Source organism: Ohtaekwangia kribbensis, from assembly GCF_042676245.1.
Classification (GTDB): Bacteria; Bacteroidota; Bacteroidia; order Cytophagales; family Cyclobacteriaceae; genus Ohtaekwangia; species Ohtaekwangia kribbensis.
This window is the reverse complement of record NZ_JBHTKA010000007.1, coordinates 889,986-913,168: the sequence shown is the minus strand read 5'-3', so window position 1 is coordinate 913,168 and position 23,183 is coordinate 889,986. Positions and strand designations below refer to the sequence as shown.

The window sequence follows — 23,183 nt, the reverse complement described above, 5'->3', positions numbered from 1 at the left end:
ACTTTACTTATGAACGGCTTTTGCAAGTTTAATTACCGCACATAAAAAAAGACGCTGTAGAAGCAATTTCCCTGTTCGCACCCGCAGCAAACTACCGGACAATACTATAACGCTGGCGTGATTAAACTAAATAAACAGATGCTATATACAACGGATAGCAGGGTATAGACAAATCTTCAGCTCAACGACAGTGCATTCGTTGACAAGTACTTTCTCTCTCGTTACCTATACTCATGTTGTACAGAAAACGCACATAACCATGCAACGGTCCTTCCTAGGTTCCTTCCGGTGCTTTGGGAAGTCTGAAAATCCGAAAACGCGCGCACGCCTGGAAAAGAATCTTCCAATTATTGTTGTCCTGGTAAAGCCATTGGAACAAGTCATCGTTGTCATCTTCTGACGATATATACATCGCAAACTTCTGGCAAAGAATCGAATAGTACGTTGCTTTCATATCGTGCTTCCTTTTCATCGGAGTTTTGTATAAAATTAACAAAGATGATGACACAAAAGATTCCATGAATTGTATATCATGCAACTTTTGTAAAACTCGTAAGAGGCTGTGAAACGGTGATTATGAGCAGATTAAGATTCTGCAAATTTTACCCCGGAGAGCCTTCGTGATTTTTTTTGAATTTCCATTCTGTTCAACCGGTCGGTAACCTGGCCGTAAACTGTTGCGATCCGCACAATAAATTTGTTACTTCACCCACTGGCATCATAATTTACAAAACATTAACAACCCCGATTATCGTTCTGTTATACGGCATGAAGAATCGCTACCTGGCCATACGCCAATATTCTGAAAAAATCTGTGCTCCGCTTCAAAAAGAGGATTATGTAGTACAACCCGTTTCGGATGTTAGTCCACCGAAATGGCACCTCGCCCATACCACCTGGTTCTGGGAGGAATTCATCCTGTCCAAATATAGCCCGGAATATAAACGCTTTCATCCGCGTTACTCGTTTTTGTTCAACAGCTATTACGACAGTGTTGGCGAACGCGTTCTCCGTCTGCATCGCGGCAATATGTCGAGGCCAACGGTAGATGAGATACTCGCGTACCGGTCGTATGTTGATGAACACATGACATCGTTTCTTTCCGCAGCATCCGATACGATAACACCACTCGTTGAACTCGGTCTCCACCACGAACAGCAGCACCAGGAATTATTATATACCGATATAAAATATATACTGGGACATAACCCGCTCTTTCCTCCTTATGATGAAAATTTTAAGGAAACATCTTTTATAGAAAGCGACTCTACTTTTGCTGCTATAGCAGGCGGAATCTATACCATCGGCCATCATACTTCCGGTTTTTCATTTGACAACGAACATGGCGTGCATGCTATACAATTGCCGTCATTTTATATTCGAAAGAGTTTGGTTACCAATGAAGAGTATATAGCGTTCATCAACGATGGGGGCTATAAAAATCCGTTATACTGGCACAGCGATGGTTGGGCGTGGGTAAATGAACATAAAATTGATAGCCCGCTATACTGGTATAAACACGATGGAGCATGGCACCGCTATGCACTTTCAGGTTTCGAAAAAGTAAATCCCGCAGAGCCGGTAACGCACGTGAGCTTCTATGAAGCCGCTGCTTTTGCAGAATGGAGCGGCATGCGCCTGCCAACCGAATTTGAATGGGAAGCAGCATGCGATGCGTTTCAATGGAGACAACGCTGGGAGCATACCAACAGTGCATACCTTCCCTACCCCGGCTATACAAAACCACCGGGTGCCGTGGGTGAGTATAATGGTAAATTCATGATCAATCAAATGGTGTTGCGGGGAGCATCCGTTGCAACACCGGCTGATCATTCACGTAAAACATATCGTAACTTTTTTCATCCGCAGCTGCGGTGGCAGTTCAATGGCATCCGGCTGTGTAAAAAATAATTATGCTAATAGCAGACCACCAATCCATCGCCATAGCACACGCAGTAGAAGAAGGATTCGCGAAGATTCCCAAGCGTCTTCCAAGCTGGCTCTTCTACGATGAAGCAGGCGACAAGATTTTTCAGAAGATTATGCGCATGCCCGAATATTATTTAACGGGTTGTGAGTATGAAATCCTGAATACACAGAAAGAAAATCTGCGCCAGCATTTTACGGGCGATGGGAGTATATTTGACCTGATCGAGTTCGGTGCCGGTGACGGATTGAAGACTGAAATACTGCTGCGCCATTTCAGCGAGCAGCATACTTCATTTCAGTATATGCCGGTAGATATATCTTCTTCCGTGCTTGATCAGTTAACGGAGAGACTACTGGGTGCTGTGCCTTCGCTTTCGATACAGCCGGTAAACAAACCGTATGATGAAGCCATCGTGTCGATACAGGAACGCGATCATAACCGAAAAGTATATTTATTCCTCGGTGCCAACATCGGCAATTTTATACCGGCTGATGCGGAACATTTTATCGCTACCATTGCTGCGAGTATGGAGCCGGGCGATCAACTGCTGATCGGCTTTGACCTGAAGAAAGATCCGCGCCTGGTGCAGGCTGCGTATGATGATCCGCACGGCATTACCCGCGACTTCAACCTGAATTTACTCGCGCGACTGAACCGCGAACTCGGAGCCGACTTTCAACGCGATCAGTTTACACATTATCCTTACTACGATCCGGAAACCGGCATGACGAAAAGCTACCTGGTAAGTATGAACGACCAGGATGTACATATAGAAGCCTTGCACAAGACTATACATTTCAAACGTTGGGAGATAATACATACCGAAGTATCACAGAAATATGATGTGGCCATGATCGAAAAACTGGCTGCGCGTACGGGATTGGAAATCACACAGTATTACTACGATCGTAAATATTATTTTACGGATGTGCTGTTCCGTAAAAAAAGCTGAGCTACTTTCGGACTTCTAATTGAAAGGAAGTATATTTTATATATGAATATTCTCGCTGCACTGAAGGAAGTTCCTGAATTTAAAAACCTCGCGGAAAGTCACTTGGTATGGCTCTCTGAAAAAGGAACCGTATCGACACACAAAGACGGTGAAAAACTTTTTGTCCTCGGTCAACCGATTGAAAGCATGCGCATTGTTCTGGAAGGCGGTGTTGATCTATACCGGGCGCAGGGCAATACGATGCGTTATTTCGGAACAGCGGAAAAAGGTGAGATTACCGGGTTGCTTCCCTACTCTCGCATGAAGGCTGCCGGTGCCGAAGGTACTGCGGTGGGAGAAACCATCATTTACTCACTCAACAAAAGCCACTTTGTTGAACTCATCCGCGAACATCCCGAACTTACAGAAGTACTGGTACACACGATGACCGACCGTGTGCGCGACTTCACGCATCAGCAACAGCAGGACGACAAGATGATGGCGTTGGGTAAATTATCAGCAGGCCTCGCACATGAATTGAATAATCCGTCTGCTGCTATTGTACGCTGCGCACAGGAACTGAAAAGACACTTGGGAAATGTACCCGAGAAGTTCAAACGCGTGATCAACATCCGTGCTACCGAAGATATAGTTGACCAGGTAAATAAGTTTGTTGATGATAAGATAACGGCTGCCGTGAACCAGAAGCCATTATCACTGATGGAAAAGTCAGAGCGCGAAGATGAACTTGCAGACTGGTTGCAAAATATAGGACTGGAAGACACCTATGAAACTGCCAGTATATTTGTTGATTTCTTCATTGACACAACTGACCTGGACGAACTCAATAAAATTTTACGTGAAGAAGATCGACCGGCTGTGTTGAACTGGATTGCTCAAGCTTTTACAACGGAACGGCTAGTGAACGAAATTGAAGAAGCTGCGCGAAGAATCAATGTGCTGGTAACCTCGGTAAAAAGCTATACACACATGGACCGTGCGCCAGAACGCGAACGGGCCGAGCTGCGCTCGGGTATACGCAATACCGTAACCATGCTCAATCATAAGATCAGGAAGAACCAGGTAACGGTCATCGAAAATATACCAGACGATCTGCCTCAGCCCTGTATATATATCAGCGCCATGAACCAGGTGTGGACGAACCTGATCGACAATGCGCTGGATGCATTGGAAGGACGCCCCAACGGAACACTGGAGATCAAGGCCGAGAAAGACCGTGAATTTATACTGGTACATATCATCGACAACGGGCCCGGTATACCGGAAGCTATACAGGATAAAATATTCGATTCGTTCTTTACGACTAAACCTGTAGGTAAAGGAACAGGCCTGGGACTGGAAGTAGTGCGCCAGATCATTCTTCAGCACAATGGAAAAGTAACTGTGAAATCACAACCGGGGCATACAGTCTTTACCGTTTGCATCCCTATTCAATAAACCTATACACGAAGCGCTACCATGAAAAAGCCGATCCTGTTTATACTTGATGACGACCTGCAGGTTTTACGCGCTGTTGTTCGCGACCTGCGCAATCAATACGGAAAAGATTATCGCATCATCAGCACGACCTCTGCCAATGAAGCACTGGAATCGCTTACCGATCTTAAAAATAAGAATGAAGCCATAGCGCTGTTCCTCTCCGATCAGCGCATGCCCGAAATGTTGGGCGTTGATTTTCTGCAACGCGCCAAGACTATATTTCCGGAAGCAAAACGTATTTTGCTGACAGCATACTCCGATACGGAAGCTGCCATCAAAGCCATTAACGATGTGCAGCTTGATTATTACCTGATGAAACCGTGGGATCCACCGGAAGAAAAATTATACCCGGTAATTACCGATCAACTGGAAGAATGGCAGAGTACACATATACCCGAGTTTCAGGGTATACGCATTGTGGGCTACCAGTTCTCACCGCGTTCACACCAGATCAAAGATTTTCTCTCCGGTAATCTTATACCGTACCAGTGGCTTGACTTTGAATCGAACGAGATAGGACACGAACTGGCAGAACTCAATAAGATTGAAGCTAAAAATTTGCCCGCTGTATTTTTCGAAGACGGATCATTCCTGCTCAACCCTGAGATACGTCAGGTTGGTGAGAAGACTGGTATGCGATCTAAAGCTTCCAAACCGATGTACGATGTTACGATCATTGGTGCAGGACCATCCGGATTAGCGGCTGCAGTATATGGAGGTTCCGAAGGACTCGCTACAGCAATTATCGAGAAGCGCGCTCCCGGTGGACAAGCCGGCACAAGTTCGCGTATTGAAAATTACCTCGGCTTTCCGAATGGACTCAGTGGTTCTGATCTTTCGAGACGCGCATTGTCTCAGGCAACACGTTTTGGTGTGGAGTTTTTATCTCCGCTCGAAGTGATCAGCATATCCCTGAAAGATCACTATAAAATCATCCAGCTTGCCGATGGCAGTACACTCAATACAAAAAGTGTGATCATCACGACCGGTGTTGACTACAGGACACTCGATGCTGTTGATGTAGAACGCTTCACCGGGGCTGGTATATATTATGGCGCAGCTACTACCGAAGCACATGCATGTCGCTCGCAGGATGTATATGTAGTGGGTGGCGGTAACTCTGCAGGACAGGCTGCGATGTACCTCGCAAATTTTGCAAATCGTGTTCACATCGTAATACGCAAGCAGGATCTGACCGCAACCATGTCCAAATACCTGATCGACCAGATTGCCGGCACTCAAAATATAGTATTGCACCCGGAGACTGTTATACGACAGGTATATGGAGAAGACCGGCTCGAAGAACTTGAACTTGAAAATATAGTAACGGGCAAACGCGAACGTACTAAAGCTGCGGCACTGTTTATCTTTATAGGTGCACGCCCGGTTACAGACTGGATCACGCTGGATATCATTAAAGATGACAAAGGATTTATTGAGACTGGTCGCGATTTGTTAAAGTATGAAGCTTTCAAAAAAGCATGGAAGCTGACACGTGAGCCTTACCTGCTTGAAACGTGCAGTCCCGGAATTTTTGTTGCCGGAGATGTACGGTCCGGTGCCATGAATCGTGTTGCCTCTGCTGTAGGCGAAGGCGCCATGGCGATTAAATTTGTTCATCAGTATCTCGCAGAAAACTAAAAACAACGTACTGCCTATATGCCAAACGAAATGTGCCAGCACCTGCAGCAACTTCAGACGCTGAAAAAAGCGAAGGAGTATATCTGCGAGGAATGTGTTAAAACGGGAGACGACTGGATGCACCTGCGCACGTGCCAGACGTGTGGTGTTACGCTGTGCTGCGATTCATCTCCTAACAAGCATGCTTCCAAACACGCGCATGCTACCGGGCATCCGGTTGCTATATCGGCTGAGCCGGGAGAACGCTGGGCGTGGTGTTATGTGGATGAGCAGTATGTGGAGTATTGATGCGTCTGGCTGCGGGCTACGCGTTGAGAGCTGTGAGGAGCGAGAAGATAAGAAGTAAGAAGTAAAAATTAAGAATATATTTTACCCTGCTTCGCGACTATAAGCAAGCGTTAGAGTACTTTTTGGCGGAGGTGACGGGGGATCAGGAGCCATTCGATTGCTTCGAAGACTAGCTCGAGTATAACGGCCAGGAGGGCTGCGGGTACGGCGCCCTTCAATATCAAGGAAGTATTATTTAAAGCTAGGCCTGTTACTATAAATTCTCCGAGCCCACCGGCACCGATGAAGGCTGCGAGGGTTGCTGTGCCTACGTTGATTACGGCTGCGGTGCGTATACCTGCAAGTATCATCGGCATGGCCAACGGTATCTCTACCAGTCGGAGTCTTTGCATACGGGTGAGTCCCATGGCAGTCGCTACATTTTTCAGCGGAGGATCTACTGTAAATAAACCGATCATTGTGTTGCGCAGTATCGGCAACAACGCATACAGAAACAACGCAATCACGGCTGGTGTTGTGCCAATGCCCGCAAGCGGTATCAGCAATGCCAGTAAAGCGATGGATGGTATCGTCTGCAATATACCTGCTATATATAGCACCACCTTGGATAAAGCCGGGTATCGGTATAATACTATACCCAGTGGAAATGCTACCACGATAGCTGCCAGTAACGCCATGAAGGTAAGTTGTATATGAATCCATGTCTTTTCAAGAATAGAGGCTATACCGCTATCGGAAGCTGTATCTTTACTACCAATAAGTCCTTTACTGACAAGAAACTCATTTGCAATTTCACGGTGACTGCGTTGTTCAAATAGTGCCTGCGAATTCATCCGTTGCATTTCCGTTTCAGTAATTGCTCCCGTGAGTTTATGCACAAGCGCTTTAGCCCTTACCGGAAGTGCAGCTGTATAGAAAGACACAGCCTGGTATTCCGGGAAAAATACTTTATCGTCTTTCAGCACTACCAGCTCGTAGCGCTTTATCTCGCCATCGGTGGAGTATGCATCGGTTACATCAATTTTTTTTTCGTGTATAGCCTGGTATGCCAGGCCGTGTTCGAGACCCGTGGGCTGTTGTCTCAAACCATAATGCCTGGCAAGATTGTCCCATCCATCTTCGCGTTTCAGAAACTCGAAGCTCATGCCGATGCGTAGCTCAGAATGTTGCGCGAGATCCGATATAGTCTTTAGCGCGGCTTTATCGGCAAGTTCCTGTGGTACAACCAGTGCATACGTGTTGTTGAAACCATACGGGGCTGATATTTCCAATGACCAGTTGTCTCTCAGCAGAGGGGCTAAATCGGCGGCAGTAACGCTTCGATTCTGCTTTAGTATCTCTGCAGCAATAGTCCCGGTATATTCCGGGTATATATCAATAGCACTGGTGCGCAAGGCTTCAAAACTTACTACGGTTCCGCCAAGGTTAAATTTACGTTCTACGGTAAAGCCACCATCCTCGAGGATCAGTGCGATCATTTCACTGAGTATATATCCTTCGTTAAAATGCTTCGCTCCTACCCGTATAGACTTTTGTGCCTGCACCGCGATGCTGCACATTATCAGGAATATGGTATAAACTATACTTCTCATTTTCCGCTGCGATATGATTCCTGTATCGATCGGATCACGGATGCATCACCGGTCATTTTTGCAGTTCCGTCTTGTAACCACACCACGTTGTCGGCCAGGAGTTGTGCTTCTTCAAGATCATGAGACACCAGTATGACAGTACGCGGCTCGTGCTTCTGAATCGCGAGAAGATGATCGTAGATTGTATGTTTGGTTTCATAGTCCAGCGCAGCAAAGGGTTCATCCATCAGCAACACCGGGGGTTCCAGTAACATGGCACGACATAACCCTGCACGCTGCTGCTCGCCACCGGAAAGCTGATACGGATATTTATCACCATACGCCTGCGGTAATTTTACCATGTCCATCAAATGCACAACACGTTTCCGGATTACATCGGTAGGCCTATGCACAACTTTGCCTAACAAGGCTATATTTTCATAGATGGTGAGATGCGGAAACAACCCAACCTGCTGCACAACGTATCCCATCTGCAAACGCATCGTATGAATATCTTTATACGAAATCGGTTCACCGAATATCTTTACCGTTCCGGTGCCGGGACGAATCATACCATTGATAACCTGAAGCAACGTTGACTTGCCACTGCCACTCTTTCCTAGTATCACGGTAACGCAGTTTGCTTCAAAAGCCAACGACACATCTGCTAAAACCGGCTCACCGGAATAGTGATGTGTTATTTGCAATAATTCAACCGGATATGAGGCCAAAGGGAATCGAGTTTTCACGAAATATACAGCGGGAAATATAAAGCACAAACTGAATTAGCTGCGAGCAGGAAATACAGGGCTGCTGGCTGCAAGTTGCTGGCTTCAGGAAAATACAGCCGAAGGAGTATACATATGGGAGACAATTCATGACAATTAGAAGTATCTATTGATTATTGATGGTTGTATACTACATTTGCCCGCGCAACTGTTTTCACCTTGCAGGTGCGCGGCTTTTTTCTGAATATGTTTCGGAACAAGGCACAAACGATGTAAAAATTGTGTCGCCACCACTCTGCAATTTTTACCAGCTTCAGTAACCATTCAAATACTATATTGCTGTTATGAAAATAGCGTACACGCTTCTTGTACTTTTTAGTGTCGTTCAGACTATACAGGCGCAAACCAAGTCGCCTGTTGTAAAACAGATTGAGACCTATACGGACAAACAATATCCTTCACTAGAGAAACTATACCGGCAGTTGCACCAGAATCCGGAGTTGTCGCTGCATGAAGAAAAAACATCGCAGCTCATGGCGACAGAATTACGATCGCTTGGTTTTAATGTGCTTGAAAAAATAGGCGGTTATGGTGTGGCCGGTATATATACCAACGGCAAGGGCCCAACAGTATTGATACGCACCGATATGGATGCCTTGCCGCTCGAAGAAAAGACTGGTCTGTCCTATGCAAGTAAAGCAAAAGGTATAAATGCGGCCGGAGCCGAAGTCTCCGTGATGCACGCGTGTGGACACGATATACACATGACTGTATTTATAGGTACAGCCCGCGCGTTGGTCGAAACGAAAAAACACTGGAAGGGAACACTGATAATGATCGCTCAACCTTCCGAAGAAAACGGTTTTGGTGCAGACCTCATGTTCAAGGCCGGATTGTATGACAAGATTCCCACTCCGGATTATGCTATATCTTTACACAACCATGCTGGTCTTGAAGCCGGTAAAGTTGGTTATCACGCAGGACCGTTCATGGCCAGTGTTGATATGATGAACATCACGGTGCATGGTAAAGGTGGACATGGCGCTGCGCCTCATACCACGATCGATCCGGTTGTATTGAGTGCTGAAATGATCATGGCATTTCAGACTATAGTAAGTCGCGAGATCAATCCGCTGGAGCCTGCCGTTATCACTGTTGGTTCTATTCACGGTGGCACGGTTCACAACATTATACCAGACGATGTGAAAATGCAACTCACACTCCGCTCCTATTCGCCCCAGGTACGCGAACAGATTATTGCTTCGATTCATCGCATGAGTAAACAACTCGCATTGCTCGCAGGTTTACCGCCGGAGAAAATGCCGGAGATCACCATCAACGAGCCACAGACTCCCGCTACGTTGAACGATGCTTCGTTAACCAACAGACTTGTCAGTGTATTCCAAAAAAATCTTGGAGTCGATAATGTCGTGGAGATGCCACCTGCGATGGTAGGTGAAGATTTCAGCAGGTTTGGTTTGCAGGAGAAAAAGGTGCCGATCTGCATGTTCTGGCTCGGGACAGTAGCCCCTGCGTTGGTAAAGGAATCGAAAGAGAAGGGAACGATATTGCCATCGCTGCACTCGTCTGCTTTTGCTCCGCTTCCGGAGCCTACTATCAAGACGGGTGTGGCTGCAATGAGTGCTGCGGCTTTGGATCTTTTTAGCGGGCGTTAAATCCAGTTGCACAAAGTACACTGAGAAGACACAAAGAGGCACAAAGGTCCATATATACCTATATATATTCTACTTGATCGAGAAACTTTCGTAGTGTTGCACGGTTGGTTCGAACTCGAGCAGGAAGTCTTTATCTTCAGGATAGTAGCGAGCCTTTTCGATGTCTTCTCCGGCAAAGGCTTTGATACATTCAAGGTTGTCCCATACCGATATAGTCCAGAAGTGCGTTACGTCACCTTCTGTCTTGCGCCATATTTTTACTTCGCGATTTCCAGGTGTGGCGATATAGTCTCTCACTCCGGTTTCGTGGAGGAATTGCAGGTAGCGCTCTGCATCGCTGCTGCGGGTTCGGCCGTGCCATATGCGGGTGATCATGGGTGTTCGTTATTCGTGACTCGTTATCCGTTAATAGTTAATAGTTATCCGTTAATCGTGAATCGGAAATCGTGATATAGGGTAAAAGCTGGAAAAGTAACACTGCCAATACCTCAAAGAAGACTCTCAATATAAAGGAAATCTCTGTGAAGTTCCCTTCTGATTTTTGTAGGCGTTTGTAAACGCATATATTCGTTTATAAACGTTTGACAATGTACTGGTAAAAATCCTGAGCTATACTTTAGCTTCATGAAACCTGTAGTACTTGAGCCTTTGTGGCATGAAGATAAGTTAAACATTGCTATTCGCGGATGGCTGGAGAAAGATGCATTTAGAGCGCTGAATAACTTTCCAAACAGGAAATATTCCTCTACACATAAATGTTATTATATCCCCTACAGGCCAGATGCTATCGATGCTTTAAAAAAAATACTTTCTCCATATATAGCTATAGAAGAAGCCGGTTGGGAAAGAACTTCAAAAGATGTACCCGATCCGCTCATGAACGTATTGAGTATTCCCAAGGAATTCGCAGAAACACTTGACAGGATGCGCTACAGTCGTGCTACAAAAGAGAACTATCTAAGTCAGTTTAAAATATTCTTGTCGTTTATATACCCAAAGACTGCTGAAGAGATTGATCAAAGTATCATTCACCGGTATATGCTATATCTTGTAAATGACAGGAAAGCAAGTTTATCTTCCCAGAATCAGGCAATCAATGCTATTAAATTTTATTTGGAAAAGGTAATGAGGCAACCTCGTACCTGTTATTATATCGATCGGCCCAGAGAAGAAGATAAATTACCAGTGGTTATGAGCGAGCAAGAGATAAGGCTTTTATTTCATCATACTATAAATTTGAAGCATAAGTGCTTGTTATATATTCTCTATTCAGCCGGATTGCGAATAAGTGAAGTGCTTCATCTCAAACCGACGGATATAGATGCTGACCGTAGCTTGATTTATATTCGCGGTGCTAAGCATAATAAAGATCGTATAACGTTACTTTCCAAAGTTGCCTACCAGGTAACTCGGCAATATCTGGATGTCTATAAACCTCAGATGTGGTTATTTGAGGGAACTGGTAACCGCCCGTATAGCCAACGCAGTGTGAACGCCATTATAAAACGAAATGCTGCTAAAGCAGGTATTACTAAAAATGTAAGTGCCCATACCCTTCGACATAGTTTTGCTACTCACTTATTGGAACAGGGCACAGATTTACGCTATATTCAAAATCTGCTGGGCCATGAAAGTTCTCGAACGACTGAACGATATACTCACATAACTAACAAAGGTTTAAATCGGATTACAAGTCCTCTCGATCGGCTATGGAATGAAAAAATCAATGAAGATGATAGGGAAATATAGGCAATAATGTTCTTATATTGGTACGTTGTGCGAAATTATCTCATGGACAATGTCGTCACAGATAAAAAAGAATAATGAGACAGGAAATAGTAATTCAATCGAAGAATAGAAAGAGCACAGTGCTGGTTATAATTTTTTCAATATTGACATTCCAATTGATATTTGTGAGCATCCTTATACTATTTAAGAGTAATGAAGTTCCTTTAACTCGTACTTTGGGACCGTTAGGATTGTATGGAGTACTCCTCTACTTTGTAATTAAAGGACTCATTTGGGAACTAAAAGGAATGAGACAATTGAGACTATCTGAAAGCAAGCTGACATTCGATAAGCGCTCTCCTTTGACAAACAAGTCAAAAACTTATGACCTTGACAAAATAAAAGCTTTTGATGTTAAAGACACCACGGTTAAAGAAGGACCTCTAGCAATGCTTCAACTTTTAGGTATCGCGGACAAAGTATTCTTGACATTTGAGCACGATGGAAGGACAATAAGGACTTTCAGTGGAAATAGTATTGACGAAATGCGAGACATCAAGAACAAAATCGAAACGGAGTTGAGATAACTTCGCACAACATCAGCTATAATACATATGCTGTATCGTAGGTTCTTAAAGTGCGTGCTATTAAATTTCGTCAGCAACGTGGGACAAAGATGTAGGTATTTAAACGCATACGTCTTATAGCTAGGCGTTGTATGCCATGTGCCCTGGGACAATTTGACAAATGAGAACAATCTTAATTATACTTACCGTTGGACTACTGAGTTGTAACGGACAAAAGGTTTTGGAGAAACATAACTCTCCGACAGGTGACTTTGTTCTTCAAGTAGAACTCGACAACAGCAAACCGAATGACGAGCATCTGGGATTCCGACTACTGACTAAGGACGGAAAGGAATTGGACTATGTTAGAACGTTTGCAGGGGACCATATGAAGTGGGCTGTGACATGGGTCAACGACAAAACAATAATTCTGGACAGTCATGACGTTGGGACATATGGGTGGACCGTTGATAATGGACGACTTAAAACCATGGACCAAGTTGCAAAAGACATGGAGGACAAATGTGTAGAGGCATTCAAGATTAAGTACGGGACACACGGCATACAACATTAGCTATAATACATATGCTATATCGTAGGTTCTTAAAGAGTGTGCTATTAAATTTCGGTAGCAACACGGGACAAAGATGTAGGTATTTACACGCATACGTCTTATAGCTAGGCGTTATGCACAATGCCGCGCGGACAGATTAGACGCTTCGAACATTGGCACTTTTGATTGCCGCACTTCCCGCGCGACACCAAAGCAATCAAAAGAGCCAAGATTCAGTTGTTGACAGAAACCCTTCTCCGATATGGATTTAATACATCAAGGCCAATTTAATCTCACAGGACTTTCAAAGATCAATGTGTTGTTGGGAAAGAATGGATCAGGAAAAAGCACATTATTAAAAAAGGTTGAGAATAGATTGACGCAGCAACAAGTAGGCGAAATAAATTATGTTACCCCTGAGAGAGGTGGAGACTTAAGATACGAGGCAGGCGTAGAACAAAATGTAATAACAGGCGGTAATTGGACAAGAGACCAGAAGGGACGAAATCAATGGGGTCAGTTCAAGAACTATTCGGTCGCTCAGTATAGAAGGCTCGAAACTCTCTCATTGAGAGAAATAGAAACCGATCAGGCAATTCGAGCAAATTTTGCTCACACATTTAATTCAACTATTGATAAAATCAATGGACTTCTGACTAATATAAAGATAGTACGAACACCTAGAGGCGATTTCGAGTTGTTCACGGTTCCCGGCAATCAGAAACTTGAAGCACGATTAATAAGCAGTGGAGAATCAGAACTGATTGCGCTGGCAATCGAGTGCTTAACATTTGAGAAATCATGTGACCCTCAAAGACAAAATGTTCTGCTGCTTGATGAGCCTGATGTTCATTTACATCCTGATCTGCAAGTGAAATTCATTTCTTTCTTGATTGACCTAGTAAGTACTGATAAATTTTCAATCATAATTGCGACACATAGTACAGCGATTTTGGGCGCCTTGCTTGATTATAGTGATGCACGATTTGCCATTTTAGCTAACGCATCAACTGACGCTGCATTTAGACAAATTGACCAAAAGTATAGGGCCGTTCTTCCAATCTTTGGTGCACACCCACTATCAAATTTATTTAGTCAATCTCCGATTATGTTGGTAGAAGGAGAAGATGAGGAAAGGATATTTCAACAAGCAATTCGAAGTTCAAATGGACAGCTAAAACTTTACCCTTGCGGAGTTGGAGGGGTTGGTAATTTGCCCGACTTTGAGACAAGTGTTGTTGAAATTTTAAAAGGTGTGTACGACAATGCCACGGGTTATTCTTTAAGGGATAGAGATGAAGGAGACGAAGCCATTGCTGATATTCCACCTTTAGTCCGTTTTAAGACAAGTTGCAGAGCAAGCGAAAATTTGATTGTTACAGACGAAGTCCTTGAAACAATGGGGACAACGTGGGCAAATCTAGAGGCTGAGATCGAAAAATGGCTTGTCGCACCTGGTGGACATGTCAAGCACGATATTATGACTGCATTCAAAGCTTCCGGATATGCAAGAAAGACTTTTGATCTAAAGGAGATTAGAAACATACTGGTTGGTCTAACAGGATCAGCGAAACCGTGGGAGATTGCGGTGGGACAGACAATTAGCAAGATCGTTCGTGGACAAATTCCAAAGGACTTTAATGACAATAAACTTTGCAATTTCTTGGGGACAAAACTATCGAATACATTACGACCTTGAATTGACACGCCTCGAACAACCACACCAATGCCAAAGCCGTGCAATCCAACCCTCATCCAAAGCTTTAGCATCCGTGTCGTTAAGAGTGTGCAATGCGCGGCACTGTGCATAACAAAGTGTATGCGCAATTTAAATTGATTAATTATTTTTAAAGGAAATTTAAACTGCGCATACACGAACGTTAGCGGCAAGCTGAATTATGAGTTACATGGCGCTCCAAACCCCGCTACGTCATATGCACCAACGTTAGCCATCATGATTGCCGGACAGATTTGAGTAACAATGGAGAGGATTATAAACGAAATACAGAGATTCTTTGAGCGCTATCCATCCGCAAGGAACTTTGGTAAATTGACAACTCCTGACGAGATCGAAGCATTGCCTAAACAAATCAGAAGAGCAATTCCCACCTGGTACAAAGACATACTCCTTCAGTTTCCGATCGCTCATTTGCCCTTAGGTATTCCAAACGATTTTGGACAGCCACTATTAAAAGGCAAGTCCCTTGACCAACTTCCATTGATGGAGATAACTTTCTATTCGGTTGACGAAATTGTAGAAATGTCTGACTCAATTTTTCCGAACTATCTTTTATTTAAAAAGAAAATCATAGGGATTGCTGAAGACCAAGGGAGCACGGGAGAAGGAATATATATTGATTCGAAAGAGAATAACCCACCTGTGACAATGATCTTTCACGACATGGGCGAATCGCTGAAAGAGTTAATTGAGAATGGAATCAGGCTTGCGGATAATTTTAGTGATCTGTTTCGTTTTGGCAAACTAACAAATGATAAAATCAAATTGACAAATCAAAATCGAAATGAAGCAATTAATTTGATGACGAGTTTCTTTGACTGGGTTGACAGCGAAGCAAAAGAAAATGAAGAAAGATTGAAAAATCAATTAACAGAGTTCTCACGTTTTGCTGATGGCATGAGACTGCGAGATCGTGAGCTTAAGAATAAAGAATATGTAGCCGCCCTGTTAAAATTTGAATGGGGACTTTATGACAGTGGTTATCCATTGACAAGGAGGCATTTGGACGATTTGATAAAGATTTATACAGTATGTGACCTCCACATTCCAGAGTTAGTGTTCATTGAGGAGCGAGTTGGCAATTACGGTGGCTAACAAAATGTATAATCCATGGCGCTGATAAGGATGGACATTTGTTTATTATTGCTCAGCGCCACGGCTTATACATAAACGTTAGGGGCCTTTTTAACGGGTGTGCATTCTTGCTGCGTCCTCTACACACAATCCTGCAACCTACTCTATAAAACCCCACATGCAGGAGAATGCACAACCCGTATATCTATATAGCTACGCGCTTATTATTCCGCGCTGCCCATAATTCTCAGTAACACGATGCGGGCATTGAGATAATCATATACCGCTTCGAGGTAATTGGATTGAGCCGTTGTGAGTGCAAGTTCTGCATCGGTCAGTTCCAGGCGTGATGCTATACCGCTCTTATAACGATATTGAATGATGTTATAGCTGAGCTGTGCTGTTTCCTTTACGATGGCCGTATTCTGTAATCGCAGAATGGTCTCTTGGTTTTGTGCCAGTGCTTCGTGTACGCTGGCGCGCAATTGTTCATGTGCATAGCGCAATGTTAGACCAGATTGCTCCTTGCTATAATTGGCCTGCTTTACTTTTGCCTGTGTGCTGAAACCGGTAAAGAGCGGAATGGAAAGCTGAAGCCCTACGTACGAAGATGTAGGATAGTATGCATTACCATACTCAAAATTATTAGTCTGCGATTGTACCTGGTATTGTGCTATAGCGGAAAGTACCGGCTTGCGCAACGCATGGGCTGAACGCACACCCTGGTGACTGATCTGTTCCTGCAACGCCAGCACCTGGAAATCAGGATTATTGGCTTTCGCTTCATTATATACCTGTTCTTCGGAAGGAAGTGTTCCCGGAGCCGGTACCACCAATGAATCGGTAAGTACTATATCGCGAAGTGAATCTATACCAATGAGTGCTTTCAACTGGAGCTTGCTGGTTTCAACAGCATACGAAAGTTTTACCAGGTCTGGCTCAAGGTTCTTTACCGAAGTATAGGCGCGCAGTGTATCGACACGAAGTCCTTTTCCCTGTAACAGCAATGAACGTGAATCGAGCAACACCCGCTTGTTACGGTTTATACTCTCCTGCTGTAACTTGATACGTTCGTTGAGCACGAGTATACGCAGGTAGGTTTGCTTTACCAATGTCTGTACACCAAGTTGTTTACCATGCGATGCCGCGCGACTCTCCTGCTCTTGCAGGCGGGCACGTTGCAACAATGGATACGCCAGTGGATTATACAACGGCTGCACTGCTGCTATAGCAGCACCGAGCTGATCTTCTCCTCCAAATCTTCCATAGGGAATTTTACCTTCGGCTGTAGTCTCGCCAAAACCGAAGAAAGGTGTTAACTGGAAATAATGATTAGCCTGTGCGTTAATACCTACAGTAGGTAAATAGAGGCTTCGGGCCACAACGCGTTGTTGTTGAGACTTCTCAATTTCCAATGCACTGGCTTTCAGTTCAGGATTTGATGATACCGCCAGCGTGATAGCATCCTGTAGCGACAGCTCCTGCTGCTGCGCACTCGCTGGTATATATACCAGTGAGGCGAGCGCAAAAACTATATAACGATAATATGTGCGTGATTTCATAGGGGTTAAGCTATAACAGCTTGTTCTTTATTGATTTCAGATACGTGGTTGTTTTCATCTTTTACTTTGTGCACATGCGCACGCGAGAAGTATGAATACACCGAGGGAATAACATAGAGCGTGAGTATACCGGCAAAGATCAGTCCGCCTACCACCGCGATACCCAGCGATGTACGGCTACCGGATGATGTACCCAACGACAGGGCTATGGGCAGTGTACCGAAGATCATGGCCAGGGTAGTCATCAGGATCGGGCGGAAACGTGATGCAGCAGCAGCAAGCACGGCATCGCGAACAGAAAGTCCCTCCTCCTTGCGCTGGTTGGCAAACTCTACGATAAGGATACCATTCTTGGTAATCAGACCGATCAACATAATGATACCAATCTCACTGAACACGTTGATCGATTGACCGGTGATCCACAGACTCAACAATGCACCTGTAAGCGCCATCGGCACGGTAAGCAGAATGATGAACGGATCGATGAGGCTTTCAAATTGTGCTGCGAGCACCAGGTATATCAGTATGATCGCGAAGATGAATGCAAACACAAGGCTTGAACTACTTTCCGCATAGTCGCGACTTTGCCCGGCAAGTGCTGTGCTGAAACCGGCGGGCAGTACATTCTTGGTAATACCATCCATCTCCTGAATCGCCTCTCCTAAACTTACACCGGGAGCTGGCGTTGCTGAGATCGTTACACTATAGGATTGATTATATCTATATATAGCCGGAGGACTTACACTTTCTTTCATGGTAACCAGGTTGTCCAATGACACCATCTCTCCATTCTCGGCACGCAGGAACAACGAGTGCAGATCAGATGGAGCCGAACGTTCCTCGCGGTCAAGTTGTCCTATAACTTCATATTGACGGTCGTTGTAGATAAAGTATCCGTAGCGTCTTCCGCTCAATGCAAGTTGCAGTGTGCGGCCTATCTCCTGCGTAGATATACCGGCCTGTGCTGCACGCTGACGATCGATGGATATACCGATCTCCGGACGGTTAATTTTGAAGTCAGGATCCTGGAAGCTCAGCTTTTTACTTTGATATACTTGTCCCATCAGCTTCGGCATCACATCAATGAGACTTGGCAGATCGGGAGCCTGCACCACATATTGCAGTGGCTGTGAACTGGAGAACCCCCCGATGGTTGGAATCTGGATCGGGATCATAATTACATTTCTGAATCGTCCGGATGCAGCCACGAGTTTTTCATATACCTGTTGTTGTGTAAGTCCGCTTTCACGTTCATGCGGATCTTTCAGGAATATCCATTGGAAACCTCCGTTTACCGGCTGCACCAATGTACCGACAGATGCTGCTATACCCGCATACGTTCTGTTACCATTCAAATCCGGTATAGAGTCTGACACGAAGTTGTTGATCTCTTTCATGGTCTGCTCCATACTTTCGTATGATGTTCCTTCCGGAGCAATAACAGCAAGACCCACCATTGAGCGATCTTCCAGCGGAGCAAGTTCAGAAGGCAGCTTCGGTAAAAGATACCATGCTACACCAAAGGAGAGTAACAACAATACAAATCCCATCCAGCGTACTCTGAAAAATGCGTGGAGTGATTTTTCATAGGCACGGTTAAGTGCTTCAAACCATGGTTCTGTTTTACGGTATAGCCATCCGTGTGACGCTCCGGCTTTGAGCAGGTATGCACTCATCATCGGAGAAAGTGTAAGCGCTACGAAAGCCGAGATCAATACGGAGCCTGCCACTACGATGGCAAATTCCTTGAACAATCTACCGGTTATACCTCCGAGGAAAAGTATAGGAAGGAAAACGGCCGCGAGTGTTACTGTTGTGGAGATTACGGCAAAGTATATTTCATCAGAACCTTTGCGCGCGGCTTCCAGCGGGTTCATGCCCTTTTCAATTTTGGCATATATATTTTCAAGTACTACGATCGCATCATCCACCACCAGACCAATGGCCAGTACCAATCCCAGCAAGGTTAACACGTTGATGGAATAGTCGGCTATATACATAATGAAGAATGCCGAGATGATCGAGACCGGTATCGCTACAAGCGGTATCAATGTACTGCGCCAGTCGCGAAGGAATATAAAGATGATCAAGGCTACGAGTACGAACGCGAGGATCAGAGTCTCTTCTACTTCCGTGAGTGAATTACGAACGGGTACCGTAAAATCTTTTCCAAGGGAAATGATATAGTCATCGGGAGCTGTCTTAACGATCTCATCGAAACGTTCCTTAAACTCATCCACGATCGCAAGCGAGTTAGCACCACGCTGTGGCTGTACGCCTGTACCTACACCATAACGTGCAGTAGGTCCTTCGCCTACAATCATCGCGGTACGTTCATTCTGTGAAGACATGATAGCCGTGCCTATATCTTTGAAGCGAACGATGGCTCCTTCTTTCTGCACAATGATCATGTTGTTGAAGTCTTCTTCTGTTACCAGTCTTCCCTGCGTACGCAGCGTTACTTCGGTATTCTCACCTTCTATACGACCACTGGGTAAATCTACGTTCTCACGTTGCAGGGCCGCCTGTACATCAGCCGGTGTTAAATTATAGGATGCGAGTTTAAGCGGATCCATGCGCAAACGCATCGCGCGTTTACGACCGGCATACGAATCAACGATGCGTACACCCGGTATAGATTGAAGACGTTCCTTGATATTTATGTTCACGAAGTCGGTAATATCTTCCAGGCTTCGGGTATCACTTTGTACCGTTAAGAACACGAGGAATTCTGCAGGACCAGACTTCTCTACGATCGTAGGTTCTATATCGGCCGGTAATTGCTGACGTGACTTGGATACTTTATCGCGTACATCATTGGCAGCTGCTTCGAGGTCTGCATCGAGGTTAAACTCTACGGTAATTATACTTACCTGCTCGCGCGACACAGAAGACATAGCGCGTATACCATTGGCTTCTGCTACGGCTTCTTCCAGTGGTTTGGTTACTTGTGATGCGATGATATCCGCGCTGGCGCCTGGGTATACCGTTGTAACCATAACAATCGGTGAATCAGTAACGGGATATTCGCGGGTGCCGAGGAAGGTATAGCCAACGATACCAAAGAGTATCAGCAGCACCGACATAACCCCTGCCAGTACTGGCCGGGATATACTTATTTGAGAAATTGCACTCATGAAATATTGAATTGAATTTTCATTGAAAAAAATAATGGGTTGCTATAGTCTGTCATTTAACAGAGACTAACTGAACCGGTGCACCAGGACCAAGACGTAACAGGTTGCTCACGATAACGGTGTCGCCCTGGTGTAAGCCTTCGGTAATTTCTACCGTGCTGGCACTGCGTTGTCCTATTGATACCGGCACTGCTTCAGCTTTATGGTTGCGCGCTACAAATACCGAGTAACCGTTGGTAGAAGGTATCAATGCCTGCGATGCAACGGTAAGGGCACCCGCAGATGTATTCAGCGACAGATTCAGTCTTGCGCTTTGTCCGGGTAAAAGTTTACCATCGGGGTTGGCTGTAATGCCTCGCACCAGAAGCGTGCGGGTATCCTGACTGAGACTTGCACCGCGCGCTGTTACTTTTGTTTTATACTGTTTCTGATCAGCGATAATGGTAAAAGTCTGTTCGCTTCCGGGCTGAATCACATTGGTATATTTCTCCGGTACCGAGAACTCCACTTTTACAACACTGTTATCTTCTATATTGGTAAGTATCGTATTGACAGATACAATAGCACCAGGGTGTGTATTGATCATGCCGATCTGTCCATCAAACGGGGCAACGATTCTTGTTTTACTGATCGTCACTTCCAGTTCGCGGATCTGTGCCTGCAGTACATTCAGGTTGGTAGAAGCTTCATCATAATCCTGTTGAGGTATAGCTTCTTTTTCGATCAGGTCTCTCAGGCGAGTCTCATTTAACTTCGCCAGTTTCTCCTGTTGGCGGTAGCGTTCCAGTTGAGCCTGCAGGTCTGCATCATCGAGCTGGAACAGTAATGTACCCTGCTTTACTTTGCTTCCTTCTTTTACATTCACCCGTACTACTTTGCGGGTAAGTTCGCTCGCTATATCTACTTGCTGGTTGGCTACTACAGTGCCGGTAACTTCCAGTTCATCGCGTACAACACCGGGCTGTACAACCACACCATCTACGGGTACACCGGTAAGCACAACTGCATTTTTAGATTCTGTTTTCAAATCCTCTGCTTTGGAGGAACACGCTACGATAACAGCTGCCAGCAATGCAGAGCCGGTTACTGATAATGCGAAGGTGCGTAATCGTTGTTTGTTTAACACTTTCATATACTTGGGGTTTACATTTATTGATATATTTAAGTTTTTCGATACGTTTTTCGGTATGGGGTTTTGGTTAAAATTCATATTCAGCCATTCTTATTTATTGAAATATTTAAATTGTTCGATTAATAACCAGAAAAAAATTACTCAGTCTTCAATGATTGGAGGAATGCTATATATTCATCCATCACTTCATTGTTCAGTTTATACTTCACATTCCGTCCTTCCTTCTCTCCTACAATGATCTCGCTATCGGTCAATTGTTTAAGGTGGTGGCAGATAGAAGGTTGCGCGAGATCGATAATATCCGTGATCTCTACACAGTACAGGCAATCGTTCCGTTTTTTTATCTCCTTTAAAATGACCAACCGGTTCGGATCAGCAAGCGCTTTGGATATCCTTCCTGCTTTCTTAGCATTCATGGTGGTGGAAGCCAGGTCAGTCATCTTATTGATATATTTAAATTATTCGATATAACGGAAAACTCCGATTTTCGTTCTGGTACATACTACTACATAGGCGTTTTTTAAAAAGTTTCGGATCAACTATAAATATTTTCGAAAATATATGCGGCCGGCCATCCGACAATCGCATTGCTCCTGTTTCGGAGATTTAAAACTTTATTGACATCGGTCTGTCTTCTATCATTTTAGAATTCTATATTAATAATCTATGAATACTTCTGATACTTCCGGACTTCGTGTTATCATCACCGGTGTTACCGGTATGGTAGGCGAAGGTGTATTGCATGAATGCCTGCACCATCCTCAGGTTGAAGCGGTTCTCGTCATCAACCGGAAACCTTGTGGTGTTACACATCCCAAACTGAAAGAGATCGTTCACCAGGATTTTTATAACATAACACCACTCTCAACTGAACTTGCACGTTACAACGCCTGCTTCTTTTGCCTCGGTATATCTTCCATCGGCATGAAGGAGGAAGATTATTTTCGCATTACGCATACGCTTACGTTGCATTTTGCCCGTGTACTGTGCGATCTTAATCCAGACATGACCTTCTCCTACGTTTCCGGTGCCAGCACCGACAGCAGTGAGCAAGGAAGAAGTATGTGGGCCCGCGTGAAAGGTAAAACTGAAAATGATCTCTTCAAGCTTCCGTTCAAACAGGTATATGCTTTTCGTCCGGGCTATATACACCCCACGCCCGGCTTAAAGAATGCCCACACCTTCTATAAATATATACAGTGGCTATATAAACCGCTCCGTGCGCTCTTTCCTAACTCGGCCTCAACCCTGCACGAAGTAGGTTACGCCATGATCAATGCTGCCCTGTACGGCTACAGTAAAAAAATACTGGAAGTAAAGGACATCAATATACTGGCGCAGCCTCTTGGATAGCATCGCTATATATACTTTGAAAGCTGAACAGATTGACACATTTCTCCACACCTGTCCTCTCCTATATCGTGTCAA

General features: G+C 44.7%; 19 protein-coding genes. 11 read left to right on the top strand and 8 right to left on the bottom strand.

Features of this window, described 5'->3' with window-relative positions; translation table 11 throughout:
* Positions 1-274 precede the first annotated feature (274 nt).
* Entirely contained in the window at positions 275-472 is a 198-nt protein-coding gene (locus tag ACFQ21_RS18940; RefSeq protein ID WP_377581145.1) for a hypothetical protein, read from the bottom strand.
* Between the two features lie 296 nt (positions 473-768).
* On the opposite strand from ACFQ21_RS18940, the gene egtB reads away from it, so the two are divergent.
* From egtB to ACFQ21_RS18915, 5 genes are read left to right on the top strand one after another with little or no spacing between them, the layout of a single operon-like run.
* Positions 769-1,911: an ergothioneine biosynthesis protein EgtB gene (gene egtB / locus ACFQ21_RS18935; protein ID WP_377581142.1), complete on the top strand. Its 1,143-nt coding sequence runs from the start codon at positions 769-771 to the stop codon at positions 1,909-1,911.
* A gap of 2 nt (positions 1,912-1,913) precedes the next feature.
* Entirely contained in the window at positions 1,914-2,882 is a 969-nt protein-coding gene (locus ACFQ21_RS18930) for an L-histidine N(alpha)-methyltransferase (RefSeq protein ID WP_377581138.1), read from the top strand.
* Positions 2,883-2,924: 42 nt separating this feature from the next.
* Positions 2,925-4,319, top strand: coding sequence for an ATP-binding protein (locus tag ACFQ21_RS18925; protein WP_377581135.1), 1,395 nt, complete (start codon positions 2,925-2,927; stop codon positions 4,317-4,319).
* Positions 4,320-4,340: 21 nt separating this feature from the next.
* Entirely contained in the window at positions 4,341-6,002 is a 1,662-nt protein-coding gene (locus tag ACFQ21_RS18920) for an FAD-dependent oxidoreductase (protein WP_377581132.1), read from the top strand.
* 18 nt (positions 6,003-6,020) lie between these two features.
* Positions 6,021-6,290 carry a UBP-type zinc finger domain-containing protein gene (locus tag ACFQ21_RS18915; protein WP_377581129.1) on the top strand — a complete coding sequence of 90 codons (270 nt, stop codon included), beginning with the start codon at positions 6,021-6,023 and terminating at the stop codon, positions 6,288-6,290.
* Positions 6,291-6,400: 110 nt separating this feature from the next.
* Here ACFQ21_RS18915 and ACFQ21_RS18910 read toward each other — a convergent pair whose 3' ends face one another.
* Together ACFQ21_RS18910 and ACFQ21_RS18905 are read right to left on the bottom strand one after the other, a co-directional pair.
* Positions 6,401-7,882 carry a glycine betaine ABC transporter substrate-binding protein gene (locus ACFQ21_RS18910; RefSeq protein WP_377581126.1) on the bottom strand — a complete coding sequence of 494 codons (1,482 nt, stop codon included), beginning with the start codon at positions 7,880-7,882 and terminating at the stop codon, positions 6,401-6,403.
* Positions 7,879-8,592, bottom strand: a complete 714-nt coding sequence (locus ACFQ21_RS18905; protein ID WP_377581123.1) for an ATP-binding cassette domain-containing protein — start codon at positions 8,590-8,592, stop codon at positions 7,879-7,881. The genes ACFQ21_RS18910 and ACFQ21_RS18905 overlap by 4 nt, the downstream gene beginning before the upstream one ends.
* 341 nt (positions 8,593-8,933) lie before the next feature.
* On the opposite strand from ACFQ21_RS18905, the gene ACFQ21_RS18900 reads away from it, so the two are divergent.
* On the top strand, positions 8,934-10,265 hold the full coding sequence (locus ACFQ21_RS18900; RefSeq protein ID WP_377581120.1) for a M20 metallopeptidase family protein: 1,332 nt from the start codon (positions 8,934-8,936) through the stop codon (positions 10,263-10,265).
* Positions 10,266-10,334: 69 nt separating this feature from the next.
* Here ACFQ21_RS18900 and ACFQ21_RS18895 read toward each other — a convergent pair whose 3' ends face one another.
* On the bottom strand, positions 10,335-10,640 hold the full coding sequence (locus tag ACFQ21_RS18895; protein ID WP_377581118.1) for an antibiotic biosynthesis monooxygenase: 306 nt from the start codon (positions 10,638-10,640) through the stop codon (positions 10,335-10,337).
* 249 nt (positions 10,641-10,889) lie between these two features.
* Here ACFQ21_RS18895 and ACFQ21_RS18890 point away from each other — a divergent pair, with 249 nt between their 5' ends.
* From ACFQ21_RS18890 to ACFQ21_RS18875, 4 genes are all read left to right on the top strand, one after another.
* Positions 10,890-12,014, top strand: a complete 1,125-nt coding sequence (locus tag ACFQ21_RS18890) for a tyrosine-type recombinase/integrase (protein WP_377581115.1) — start codon at positions 10,890-10,892, stop codon at positions 12,012-12,014.
* Positions 12,015-12,088: 74 nt separating this feature from the next.
* A complete protein-coding gene (locus ACFQ21_RS18885) occupies positions 12,089-12,580 on the top strand; it encodes a hypothetical protein (RefSeq protein WP_377581112.1) in 492 nt (163 codons plus the stop codon).
* Positions 12,581-13,374: 794 nt separating this feature from the next.
* Complete coding sequence (locus ACFQ21_RS18880) at positions 13,375-14,811, top strand: ATP-dependent nuclease (protein ID WP_377581109.1); 1,437 nt, start codon at positions 13,375-13,377, stop codon at positions 14,809-14,811.
* Positions 14,812-15,093: 282 nt separating this feature from the next.
* Positions 15,094-15,945 carry a hypothetical protein gene (locus tag ACFQ21_RS18875; protein WP_377581106.1) on the top strand — a complete coding sequence of 284 codons (852 nt, stop codon included), beginning with the start codon at positions 15,094-15,096 and terminating at the stop codon, positions 15,943-15,945.
* 203 nt (positions 15,946-16,148) lie between these two features.
* On the opposite strand, the gene ACFQ21_RS18870 is transcribed toward ACFQ21_RS18875, so the two are convergent.
* The 4 genes from ACFQ21_RS18870 to ACFQ21_RS18855 form a co-directional block, all read right to left on the bottom strand.
* Positions 16,149-17,486: a TolC family protein gene (locus ACFQ21_RS18870; protein WP_377581103.1), complete on the bottom strand. Its 1,338-nt coding sequence runs from the start codon at positions 17,484-17,486 to the stop codon at positions 16,149-16,151.
* 5 nt (positions 17,487-17,491) lie between these two features.
* Positions 17,492-20,623 carry an efflux RND transporter permease subunit gene (locus ACFQ21_RS18865; RefSeq protein WP_377581100.1) on the bottom strand — a complete coding sequence of 1,044 codons (3,132 nt, stop codon included), beginning with the start codon at positions 20,621-20,623 and terminating at the stop codon, positions 17,492-17,494.
* A gap of 52 nt (positions 20,624-20,675) precedes the next feature.
* Positions 20,676-21,755 (bottom strand): efflux RND transporter periplasmic adaptor subunit, encoded by a 1,080-nt coding sequence (locus ACFQ21_RS18860; RefSeq protein WP_377581097.1) that lies wholly within the window; start codon positions 21,753-21,755, stop codon positions 20,676-20,678.
* 137 nt (positions 21,756-21,892) lie between these two features.
* Positions 21,893-22,195: an ArsR/SmtB family transcription factor gene (locus ACFQ21_RS18855; protein WP_377581094.1), complete on the bottom strand. Its 303-nt coding sequence runs from the start codon at positions 22,193-22,195 to the stop codon at positions 21,893-21,895.
* A gap of 226 nt (positions 22,196-22,421) precedes the next feature.
* Between ACFQ21_RS18855 and ACFQ21_RS18850 the strand changes: the two genes are divergently transcribed.
* Positions 22,422-23,108: an NAD-dependent epimerase/dehydratase family protein gene (locus tag ACFQ21_RS18850; protein ID WP_377581092.1), complete on the top strand. Its 687-nt coding sequence runs from the start codon at positions 22,422-22,424 to the stop codon at positions 23,106-23,108.
* Positions 23,109-23,183 lie beyond the last annotated feature (75 nt).